The sequence below is a fragment of the Lamprobacter sp. genome (genome assembly GCF_034860625.1).
Lineage (GTDB): Bacteria > Pseudomonadota > Gammaproteobacteria > Chromatiales > Chromatiaceae > Lamprobacter.
In genome coordinates, this window is sequence record NZ_JAYESN010000124.1 from 1 (window position 1) to 11,019 (window position 11,019).

11 protein-coding genes, 1 pseudogene and 1 CRISPR repeat array are annotated in these 11,019 nt (G+C 58.2%); of the genes and pseudogenes, 9 read left to right on the forward strand and 3 right to left on the reverse strand.

The annotated features are described in order from the left end of the window. Positions 1–208: pseudogene (locus VBE63_RS20760) on the forward strand (AAA family ATPase); the annotation flags it as partial. Between the two features lie 3 nt (positions 209–211). Here the strand turns inward: VBE63_RS20760 and VBE63_RS20765 are convergent. Genes VBE63_RS20765 through VBE63_RS20775 form a run of 3 tightly spaced genes read right to left on the reverse strand, consistent with a single transcriptional unit; the run spans position 212 to position 1,495 of the window. Then, complete coding sequence (locus VBE63_RS20765) at positions 212–505, reverse strand: HigA family addiction module antitoxin (RefSeq protein ID WP_323684929.1); 294 nt, start codon at positions 503–505, stop codon at positions 212–214. Then, positions 506–691, reverse strand: a complete 186-nt coding sequence (locus VBE63_RS20770; protein WP_323684939.1) for a type II toxin-antitoxin system RelE/ParE family toxin — start codon at positions 689–691, stop codon at positions 506–508. It abuts the gene before it with no gap. Between the two features lie 6 nt (positions 692–697). Beyond that, complete coding sequence (locus VBE63_RS20775) at positions 698–1,495, reverse strand: WYL domain-containing protein (protein WP_323684930.1); 798 nt, start codon at positions 1,493–1,495, stop codon at positions 698–700. A gap of 315 nt (positions 1,496–1,810) precedes the next feature. On the opposite strand from VBE63_RS20775, the gene VBE63_RS20780 reads away from it, so the two are divergent. From VBE63_RS20780 to cas2, 8 genes are read left to right on the forward strand one after another with little or no spacing between them, the layout of a single operon-like run. After that, positions 1,811–2,308 (forward strand): CRISPR-associated endoribonuclease Cas6, encoded by a 498-nt coding sequence (locus VBE63_RS20780; RefSeq protein WP_323684931.1) that lies wholly within the window; start codon positions 1,811–1,813, stop codon positions 2,306–2,308. After that, entirely contained in the window at positions 2,305–5,148 is a 2,844-nt protein-coding gene (locus VBE63_RS20785) for a hypothetical protein (protein WP_323684932.1), read from the forward strand. The genes VBE63_RS20780 and VBE63_RS20785 overlap by 4 nt, the downstream gene beginning before the upstream one ends. A gap of 13 nt (positions 5,149–5,161) precedes the next feature. Next, positions 5,162–6,145: a type I-D CRISPR-associated protein Csc2 gene (locus tag VBE63_RS20790; protein WP_323684933.1), complete on the forward strand. Its 984-nt coding sequence runs from the start codon at positions 5,162–5,164 to the stop codon at positions 6,143–6,145. Then, entirely contained in the window at positions 6,142–6,771 is a 630-nt protein-coding gene (locus VBE63_RS20795) for a hypothetical protein (RefSeq protein WP_323684934.1), read from the forward strand. The genes VBE63_RS20790 and VBE63_RS20795 overlap by 4 nt, the downstream gene beginning before the upstream one ends. Beyond that, positions 6,762–8,732, forward strand: a complete 1,971-nt coding sequence (locus VBE63_RS20800) for a DEAD/DEAH box helicase (RefSeq protein ID WP_323684935.1) — start codon at positions 6,762–6,764, stop codon at positions 8,730–8,732. Before VBE63_RS20795 ends, VBE63_RS20800 begins: the two co-directional genes overlap by 10 nt. Beyond that, entirely contained in the window at positions 8,689–9,237 is a 549-nt protein-coding gene (locus VBE63_RS20805) for a CRISPR-associated protein Cas4 (RefSeq protein WP_323684936.1), read from the forward strand. Before VBE63_RS20800 ends, VBE63_RS20805 begins: the two co-directional genes overlap by 44 nt. Further along, the gene (gene cas1, locus VBE63_RS20810) at positions 9,237–10,205 is read left to right on the forward strand and encodes a CRISPR-associated endonuclease Cas1 (RefSeq protein WP_323684937.1); all 969 of its coding nucleotides are present in this window, start codon (positions 9,237–9,239) and stop codon (positions 10,203–10,205) included. The genes VBE63_RS20805 and cas1 overlap by 1 nt, the downstream gene beginning before the upstream one ends. 2 nt (positions 10,206–10,207) lie before the next feature. Next, positions 10,208–10,510, forward strand: a complete 303-nt coding sequence (cas2, locus tag VBE63_RS20815; protein ID WP_323684938.1) for a CRISPR-associated endonuclease Cas2 — start codon at positions 10,208–10,210, stop codon at positions 10,508–10,510. A 123-nt stretch (positions 10,511–10,633) separates the two neighbouring features. Next, a CRISPR array of direct repeats spans positions 10,634–10,985; the repeat unit is 28 nt; unit sequence GTTCCGAATCCCCATGAGGGGTTATGAG. Positions 10,986–11,019: the final 34 nt, after the last annotated feature.

The following is an 11,019-nucleotide window of genomic DNA, read 5'->3' on the forward strand; positions in this document are numbered from 1 at the left end:
AGTCGATGTCCTCTTCGAGGAAGGCACCGGCTTGCGTGCGGTCGAGATCAAGTCCGGGGCGACGCTGGTCAACAACTGGTTGCGCAGCTTGCACCGTTGGCAAGAGTTAGCCGGTGAGCGGGCGCTGCCGCCTTGGCTGATCTATGGTGGAGAGGAGGCTTATCAGCGTGAGGGGGTTGAGGTGATTCCTTGGCGGGGCTTGCCCTGAGTGCTAAGCGACGCGAAGCTCAATCCTCTCCACGGCATCGAGATCAATCGACTTCCGGGCCTGCCAGAGGTCGAACTGATTCTGCATCGCAAGCCAGCTTTCCGGGCTGCGCCCCAGGGCTTTCGAGAGCCGCAGCGCCATCTCGGAGCTGACGCTGCTGCTGCCCTTCAGAACTCGGTTCACTGTTGAGGGAGCAACACCGAGCTTTGCCGCAAGCTGCCGACCCGTCAGGGCGAACGGCTCCAGGTAGACCTCGCTAATAAACTCACCAGGATGCGGGGGGTTGTGCATGGTCATCTAGTGATAGTCCTCGTCGTCGAGTACGAATGCATGGCTCTCCCGAAACTTGAAAGTGACACGCCAATGTCCGTTCACCCAGATCGACCAACGGCCCTGATCGGCGCCTTTCAGCGGGTGGAGCTTGAAGCCAGGGATATTCCAGAGGTTGTCGAGGATATACGTTTGTGGATTCGACGGTGCGATCCTGGCTCAAGGTGCAGAGTCAAGCGGCAACCAGAGCGGTATGCCAAACCGCTGATCGATTCGACCTAGATGGCGGTTGATATAGAAAGCCAGCGCTTTGCGGATGCCGGAAAGTACAAGGCTGTCTTGCCCTCTAGGCAGAAATTCGAGCTTCAATGCGGCGTGAGTTTGCGCTGGTAGGCTGGGATTGATCGCGAACCTTAGCGTCGTGCGCTCGTGCCACTCAGAGTCTCCGGTTGCTGGTATCCAGGGGGCGTTACTCATCTCCCCAGAGACGACCCGTGCCAGAACGAAGTCGAGGTAGGCTTCTTTTTCGTGGCAATACGCTCGAATATGGTAGCGCCCATCAGCATAGACGAGCTGATGCGGAGAAATACACCGGAAACCGCTCGTCTGCTTGGCCCAGTACTCGATCTGAACCGCTGATTCCAGCCGCAGCGCCTCCAGCACAACCCGAACCGCTTGCTCGTCATAGAGGGGCCGTACCAGTGCATCGGCATCGGTGAAGGGCAGGTCGGCCCAGTCAGGCTCATCAAAAAAATGCGCTGTGTGCATAACGGCGCGTTGATAGTCCAGAAAGGGCGCTGCGCCATCACGAATGTAGTGCGTCTCGAAAGCTTCCTTCCGCGTATGACGTCGCCGCTGTCGGTCGTACTGCATCTGGCCCGGATGCTGGTGCCGATACATCTCGATGGTGTGTTGGGCATTCTGTCGTGCGATGCCGAAGGCTTCGCCGAGCTCCTTTGCGGTGAACCCGTCTCCCCAGAGTAGGCGTGCCTCGATGAAGGCGAATCGCCTTAGCATGTCATGCTTCATGTCTTGTAAGCGTTAGCATAGGTGGCTTGAATAGGCTAGACTCTCCCTGTCACATCGCAGAAGGACATTCTCATGCGTAGGATTCGACTGAAGCTCGAGCGCGGTCGCTGGGCGACCTACCGGCACCTTGATCTGGTTCACGATGCCAGCGTCAACGCGCTGATCGCAGCCGGTGCATCCCCAGAGCTTGTCATCGGCCCTCAAGCCGCTCCCTGGACCTTTGCTGCACTTGGTCATCATCGGGACCATGAGGGGCAGGTCCATAGCCTCGTCCTCTCAACCGCCAGCACTGAGCTTGCTCCCGTGCTCGATAGGCTCGACGCGAGCGCACTGCGGTATGCGCGCGCTGTCACCGGAGAGCTGTTTGATTTTTCCGGGGCAATATCGGTCATCGAAGAACAGCCATTTTGTGCTGATCCTGGTGTCTTGGGTGTTCTCCTGCTATCACCGCTTGCGATTAGCGACCGTTCTGCTAAGGGCAAGCGTTGGCATACATCCTTGGCAGATATTGATCTCTCCGCCGCGATCAACGCGCGTTTGAGCCGGCTGGCAGGCCGCTCTGTGGCGCTGAACGTCCAGCCTGACAGCCTTTATCTGCGCGCTAATCCCAAGCATTCGGTTTTGGTGAGCACCAAGCGCATGCGTAACGGCCATAACGCGTTCGTCATTGGCCTGCAGGCACCGCTCGTGCTGGCTGGCAGCCGTGAAGATCTGTTGTTCGCCTGGTATGCAGGCATCGGCGAGAAGACTCGTAACGGTTTCGGCTGCATCGGCTTGGCGGAAGCAGGGGTTGGACGATGAGTGAGGTTCTGCAAGCTGCCACTGAGTTGGCCGCAACGACCTATGAAGCCTTCATGCGTGATGTCGTCGAGGCTCATGTGCTCGAAGACCGTGCAGGTGGCGAGATCGATAAGAAAAAGGCAGCCGCCTGCGAGACAGGTCGCATCATCGATACCCGTGTTCTGCGGTTGATGTCCATCAGTGGCAAGGGGGGGTACTCGACCGATGCGAGGCTCCAAGAGCGCTATGCGACGAGCGCGAATGTCACGCTGCTGGATCATCTGCTCTCTGTCGTGCGTGGCGCGCTAACGTTTGCGACCCTCGATATTTTAGACAGCAATCCCGACGCCGACCCTGATGCCTTGCGCAAGCAATTGCGGGTCTTGGCCGCGCTCGCCTTTATGCACGACCTCGACAAGGATCTGCAGCTGCAACGCGATACTGCGCTGCCGCTCGATCAGATCGCCGAGCGGTGGGTGCGCTACGGCTTGGACGGCTTCGTTGGCGAAGATGACAGTCTCTCGCCGGACCAGGTGCGCTACCTCATCGAGCAAGCCGAGGCGACTCAGGCGCATCGCAGTCCGCCATCGACCTATCCGCCACGGCAGATTGAGCAGTTGATGACCTATGTCGCGCTTGCTGACAAGCTGGATGGGTTGTGGCTCAAAGACGGCATCGATGCGGTGCTTGAGCGTTTGAGATCCGAGCGCAGTCTCTCTGGGGATCTCTTGCGAGATTGGGCTGTTGTAGATCTCTTCGATCCGCATCACCCGTTCCTGATTGATGAGCTTCAGCGCGCGATTTCCTCAAGCTGTTGGCCTGTGCCGCCCTTGATCGAGGTTCATCAAGACGGGCGCTTGTTGATGCTGATACCAGCGGCACGCGCCGAGGAGATCAAGGCGCGAGCGATCAAAGCCGTCTGCTCCTTCCTCTCCCGAAAGTTATTTGGGATGCGCGTCAATATCTCTAATCGCGGGACGCCGGAGATTCTGGATGCTGCGCCAAGTCACGACATGCTCGTCGACTTTATGGCCAGCACTGATTTGCCGGATCGCGAGCTTGGTCGGCTTTTTCTCGTCAAGGCGAGCCTTGCCAGCGATGACATCACGACGCAGCTCGATGCTCTACTCGGCGAGATTGGTCTTGGACCGAGCTGGCCAAAGGCCACAGGCCAAACACTCACCCCTTATCCGGCACCCGAGCGGCTTTCAGAGGATGCGCAGCGGTTACTGCGGCAAGCAGGCCACTTGGTGTTGCTGCTCAGCCATAAACAGGTCAAGGAGCTACCGGATTACGCGCAGCGAGAGCAGGCGCTCATCGAGATGGTGAGCGAGGAACGCCCAGAGTGGATTTCAGAGATCGAAGATGCTGCTTCACGGCGAGCAATGACCGCGCTTTGGGCGATGCGTCTAGCCGTCGATGACGCCGAGCTCGAAACGCGTGTCTGGGGCGCTGATGGCCTTCTGCAGGGCTGGCTTGAAGGGACCGAGAGCGGTCGCGGATTACGCGACACCATCGAAAGCGATGGAGACGACCTCATCGAAGTCGTTGCCCGGCATTTCAGGGAACGCCTCAATGCGACATCCATCTGTCAGGCACAAGCGGGGACAAGGCGCTGCATCTTTACCGATACCCCGGTTGCAAACAGCGCAACCTTCGCCTCGGCGGATCAGCTCTATGAGCTCAAGAAGTCCGCCTTCTCTGGACGCGAAGGGCGATTAGAAGCAATCGATTCGGCGCTTGGTGAAACGCATATCTCGCCCGTGTCCTATGTCGAGCATCGCTTTCGTGGGTCCGTGCATGCGTCCATAAAGGGCAAGCCAGACGGCATTCCGACGTTGCTGTCATCGCCGTCGACAACAGGTCTGTTCGCAGCGTTGGCACTGAACAACGAGCAAAGCTTTAACACCCTGTCGGTTTACGACCTGGCCCGCGAGCAGCCCGCAAAGGGCGTCGTTTATCACGGATTGGATGTCTATAGGCGTCGTTACCGCGTTGCGCGCTTCGAGCGCATCCAAGATCGCACCGAGGATCAGGTCGACCAACTGCGATTGCTCTTGCGAGCCGCGCTGCGTGTTGGGCGGCCGATTCATCTCTTCCGAGGGCTTCCAACCCAGGAGAAGGCGTTTTTCGCCTTCGATGCCATGCCCCGTCGGCTCGCCGATTTGATCGGCGGGAGTCGGTTGCGTCTCGAGCAACTTCCGGACGCACTGCGACAGCTAGAAACAGCGCAGCTGATCCTGAACACGAACGGACTCGGGTTCGAGGTCTTTGATCGCTATGCGCGCCGGGAAACCAGACTCGGCGCAATCTGCCTGTCATGGGCACAACTCCATGACGCAACCAAAGATGGGCAACCGGATCGGGGTGCCCGCTTCCGGCGTGAATTCGAGCAACTGTTAAAGGAGAACGCTATGAGCAAGACCGATGCCCCGCTCGTCGAGCTAGGTCGAGCCGCCGCCCGCATTCAGCAACGACCGCGCTGGGATGCCTCAGCCAATGAGGAGTTGTTGACATTCAATCTAAGCCTGAGCGCGGCCATCGCAGCGTGGAAGCTGGGCCAGCGTGATGCCGAATCGCTGAGGATGGCAATCGCTGGTGAATTGGACACCAACCTCGTGCGAAAACAGAAAGCGGCGGCGAGGCAGCAGCGTGATGATGTCAATTTGACCGACGAATGTCTGACTTTTGCCCGCCGTTTCGTGAATGACCTTTGGTTTGGTGTCCTCAACGGTCGTCCCCCCTCGCAAGGCAATCGAAAGATCCTGGCCAGCATCTACCGCATGGCCTTCCTGACCGCGCCGCGTCCGAAGGCCGATGCAAATTCGGATGCCGCAGCCACAGTGACAGTCAACACTTGAACGGAGCGATCCCATGGAACGCCTGAATGCCTATCTGCCCCAGCTGAGCGAATTGCTTGAAGAGAGCCAAGGTGACAAGAACAGCTACCTGCATCCCAAGCGCAAGAACCTAGGCAGTGTCTCGGTAGTCGTGCTGCGCGAAGCCATCGCACCGTTGGTGATTCGCAATGCCGAACAAGAAATCACTGACATCGAGTTCAACAACGAAACCTATGTCCGCGCCGTCCCAAATAAATTCAAATACCCGGAGCGAGGTCGCGCGCTGCAGATTCTGCGCGCGATGAATGCGGGTGGGCGCTATCCGCAAAACCGCACCGCAATCCCTAAAGGCAGTAAGGCCTCGGAGTCTTTTGACCTGAACACATTGGTGTTTGGTGACTCCGCCAACCATGACAGCAAGGTGCTCCCGGTGCGTGCGGCGGTGAATTATTCCGATGCCTTGAGCCTAAAGCCCAAATACTTTTGTGTTGGTGAGAGTTTCCATAATCGAGGCTTTGAAGATGGAACCCTGTGGGATTCCGACGCGAAGAAAAACACTGACAATCTGTTCAGCCGCCATTTCATCAATCCCGGTACTCTACTAGTTCAGGTGCTCTCCACGCGCGGCAAACTCCTGCCGCCGATCGGCCTCCAACATCTGCTGCTTTCCGTCGGATTGGCTGGCAGCTACGGCGGTCAGACGGCCGTCACCGGGATCAATGTGCGGACGCACTTCGTCGGCATCTATGCCGATCTGTTCGAGAAACCCGAGACCTCACCCTATGAGCTGATCAAGGCAGTTGGTGGCGGCGAGGTCAGCGATGTGACTAGCCTGTCACGAGCCATCGATGAAAGACTTGCCCCGCTGCACAAGACCAGCATCCCCGCTGCCGATGTGCAGGCTTGGGTCGAGTCGCTGATCCAAGAGTTCAATATCCCAGGTGGCGCATTGGAGCAGGCGTATCGAGACACCGCCACAGCGATGGTCACGCTCTTCGATGGTTGGTTTGGGAAATGAACACTATCATCGGGTTGCGCGCGACCACGCTCACTCCCTTTGCATACCATTCACTGGCGGTGCAGGGGGGTACGGCAACTCTGCCAGAGCTGATTGGCGACAATGCCGTTTGTTTCGGCCTGGCCAGTGCACTGGGCTATGTTCGCCCTTGGGGCGCCTTACCGCCCAAGGACTATCGGCGTGATCTGCTCGCGATGCCTTGGCGAGCTTCGGTGCTGATGGCCGATGCACCGCGCCTCTTGCCGCCCCTGGCACGTCGTTTGAATCTGGAAGAAGAGGGCGGATTCCCGAAAAAACTACGTGATGTTGTCTACAAGGGCAATCTCAAGCAGTTCTGGACCACACAGGAAGTGCCGCCAGAGGCGGTCTTTCGGGGCGCTTTGTTTGGTGTTGACCCGTTTAAGGACACCGGCCAGGACAGCCTGGTCATCCGCATCGGGTTGCATCGCAACGGCTTGGTCAAACTCGAACGTGACGACTCGATTGATAGCGTGCGCCTCAATGCCTGGACGGCCATGCAGTTCGAGCGGGCACTGTCCGTACAGCGTTTCCTGATCTATCCACTGCAGCTAACAGCCCCGATGCCACTTGGCCAGGCCGCTGAGGAGGTTGCGCAATGGAACTGACTATCGTCAAGCACTGCGTGGCGCAAGGCGACGATGGGCTCTCACCGCTGCAACAGGCGCTAATTGAGGACACCCACCGGGTTCGAGTCGCCGAGGCGCCGACAGGTGCGGGGAAGAGCTACGCGTTCCAGCGCGCGCTGCGTGATCGAGGTGAGCGGGTGCTGTTTATCGTACCCACTCGGCGATTGGCCCAGAACCTCGCCAGCGGGCTGGTGCAGGATCTGATCGCTGCTGGCTGGGGTAAGCCCCGTGCCTGCGGTGTTGTCACATTGTGGAGTTCCGATCAGACCGCAGACCTCAAGGCACAGGGCATCGTGCACATCAATGGCTTGCGGTTACGACAGATGCAAGCGCTCAAGCCCGGAAGCCGCGATGGCGAGATGATCGTTGCGGTACCCGAGGTGGTCAGCGCGCTGCTGGTGCGCCGTAGGGTGGAGACCGGTCAGGCAAGCGCGGGTGTCTTTGATCTGTTGGTCGATTTCGACCATATCGTCCTCGACGAATTTCATACCATCGAAGCGCGCGGCTTTGGGCTGGCGGCCCTGTTCGCGCGACTGGTCACTGCCGAGCACGAGAGTGGCACCGGTTACGGCCGTGCAAGGCTGAGCTTTTTGTCCGCGACACCCCTCGATCTCCTGCCGACGCTTGAGCAGATCGGGCTCGACAAGGAGCAGGTCGCCATACTGCGCGAAGACTTGGTCCCAGAGGGTCGGCCATTGCATGGGGATGTCGTACTCACGTTGAGTGCCGCACCGAGCCTACGCGAGCTGATCCAAGCGCACATCAAGGACATTTGCACCGAGCTTGAGGCTAACCGGCAAGTGGTCGTGATCTATGACTCGCTCGCCGCCTTGGAAAAGGATCTTCCAGTCCTCGCACGCTTGTTCCCCGAGGGTGGAATCGATCCTTCTCATGTGCTGATCGTTAACAGTGTGCGCGACAGTATCGCCCAGGGCTTGCATCAAGCTGGGTTTGCCATTGGCCGCAAATGCGATCCTTTGCATTATGGTCTGATCCTGGCCACCGCCAGCGTCGAAATGGGCGTGACCTTCCGTAACGCGAATTTGATGCTCATGGAGCCGGGCTTTGAGCCGATGAACTTCCTGCAGCGTTACGGACGCGCGGCCCGGCGCGGGGCTGACGGGCGCGTAATTCTGCGTCTTGACGATCGGCGAACACGGCGTGACCCTTGGCTGCGCAGCCTGCGCGACTGGGTGCAAGCTCATCATGGAAAGCGACTGAGCATCGGGGAGTTGACGACGGTATTGAGCCAAGCCGCCGTCTCGCACAGCAACCGAGCGATGGCTGCCGGCACCTTCGGTCAGCTTTCAGGACGCGCTGCTTGGTGTGCCGGCCTGTACTGGAATGTGTTGATGGACCATCCGAGCAACCGCGGGCACCGGCGCGAGCACCTGTTCAAGCATCGCCCCAAGACCGCGAAGACGCTTTACGGATTGGAGCAGGCGGTCAAAACCCTGACTGACGACCCTCGCCTTGCGCCGCATGTCGAACCTTGGCTGCGCTTGTTTCGTGCCCAAGCCTTCGATTTGCGCACCATCGAGCGCAAGGTTCGTGTGGTCAATGAGCGCGGCGAGGCCTTTGCTTATCCGGAAGTTTGGTTGAAGCGCGAGACAAGTGTGCTTGAGCGCTTCCCGTTAGTTGACGATGACATTCATATCCAGGGCAGTGTTGACGATTACTGGCGTGACGAGCCGGATCGCAACGTCCAGCGCCGCTGGATATGCCACTTCCCACATACCGCCGAGACCCGTTCATTACCATTTGACAGTCGCTTGATCGATGCCTGGTGCGGCGAGATCGAGCAAGTCGATCACTATGCGATCGATTGGGATGATCATCCCGGAGTGCTCGATGCCGCCAAAAAGCTTGTCAAACTCACAGGTCTCGTTCCCGGCCATGACCCAGACATTTCAGTGGATGCAGTCAGCAGCGTTCTCTGAACGTGTCGATCGCTTGGAACTGCACGGCCTGCATTTCCAGCATGTGAATCTCTGCGAACGGCGGGCTTGGATGTATCTCCACCGCGTCAACTTTGCGCAGTGGAACAGCCGTGTCGCTACAGGGACAGCTCACCAGGCGACACACTACAAACGCGACCGGTCCACTGTTGGACTGTTCGGGCTTGCGCCAGATCGGGTTGACTGGAAACAGGCCATTGTCTTCGAGAACAAAGGCACGGGAGGGGCTTCCGTGGCCGTTGATCGTCAAGTTGGCTTCTACGCCGTCATGCTCTCGATCGCGACGGAGCGAACCTGGACGGGGCGCGTGCATGTATTGACGAACCGGCGCTGGCGTGAAGTTGTCCTCGACGCTTCTCTCCTTGATGGGCTCTGGAGCGACAGCCTAAGACTTGAGCATCTGACCCAGGTACAACGCGTACCGAGCGTGCCGCGCATTGGACTCTGTGCCAGTTGCTCTCTGGCCTCCTTCTGCGGATATGACTGATGGAAACTCTATTCGTCTCCCGTGATGCGATCCTGAAGCAGCGTGAAAACACGCTGTCGATCTCCCTTGACGGTAAGGTCAAAGCACTGCCAATCGAAGCAATTCGCCACCTGGTTCTACTCGGCGAGACCCGCTTGAACAGCCGCCTGCTGACCTTGTGCGGCAAGCACGGTGTACGGCTATCCGTATTCGACTACTACGGCTACTTCAAAGGCTGTTTCGAGCCGATCAACCGCAATCCCGCTGGGGTCGTTAAGCTCGCTCAAGCGCGGCTCCTGCTCAATGACGCTAGGCGTCTTGCTGTTGCGCGCGAGATTGTACGTGGTGCCGCCCACAACATGCTGGCCAATCTGCGCTACTACCGCTATCGCGGTGCCAAGTCACTGGTACCGATCATCGACAGCATGCAACGGTTGACAGCAAAGATTGGTCAGGCTTGCGACAGCCCGACCTTGATGGGTGTTGAGGGCAATTTGCATGAGTGGTACTACAGCGGCTGGAAGCACATCCATACATCCTTGGATTTCACCCCGCGTGTACGCCGCCCCCCGAACAATCCTATTAACTGTCTGCTTTCTTTCCTTAATCAGCTCACCTATGCCGTTGTCCGTCACGAGACGAGCAAGACTCATCTTGAAGAGACCTTCGCCGTCTTGCATAGCCCAGGTCAAGGAAGAGCCTCGCTGTGCCTTGACCTTGCGGAGCCTTTCAAGCCCGTCCTTGTCGACATGCTCATTTTTCGTATGGCCCGTCGCGGCATGCTCGCTGACAACTGGTTCGACGAGAAAGATGGCGTTTGTTTGCTGACCGAAACGGGTCGACGTCACGTCGCCGAGCAGTTTGCACTGCGTCTGGAAGAGCAACTGCGAGAGCGTTCTTATCGTCAGTGGATCTATCGCGAAGCGCTCTCGCTGGAGCGAGAGGTACTTGAGGTCTCTGAGTACGAATCTTTCAAGCGGCAGCCTTAGCGATGTTCATGCTCGTTACTTATGATGTTGAAGCGAAGCGAACAAATCGTTTCCGGAAATTGCTGCGGCGATACCTAAACCACGAGCAATACTCGGTCTTTACTGGTGATATCACCGAGGCAGATGCAGTTCGGTTGCGCCGAGAGCTCAGCGAGATGATGATTCCTGAAGATCGTTTGACTGAAATTACTGCAGCAAATCGTAGGAATGTTGAAGTGACCCACCTCGTCAAGTCAGCAGCCGGAAAAGGAGAGGTTGCTCGCACAGAGGACAGGCGCCACAAGAGCGACTACGGCGTCTTGTGACCATCACTTCGACCGCAGCTGAAGTCTCTACCGAACAGTTGCGACGTACACAGTTCTGGGCTGCGGAAGCGCTTAGCGACTTTCGAGGGCTAGACATGCCTAAATATCCCAGCTAAAACGAGCGTTCCGAATCCCCATGAGGGGTTATGAGCCCGCCTCGGGCGCCGTGCGCAAGAAGTGCAACCAAGTTCCGAATCCCCATGAGGGGTTATGAGCCGGTTGAGACGTACCAGCGCAGCGTCGTGTACAGGCGTTCCGAATCCCCATGAGGGGTTATGAGCCACGAAAGCCCCAGCGCTGGCCGCAGCAGCCACCGCGGGTTCCGAATCCCCATGAGGGGTTATGAGGCTGAATATTCAACCCAGTGGGGAATTTCTGAGTTGTTCCGAATCCCCATGAGGGGTTATGAGGATACCGTTAAACCTAGATGAGTGTCGATCGGTATGGGTTCCGAATCCCCATGAGGGGTTATGAGCTGTTGGAAGCCGTCCCGCTCTGTGGTCGACAGT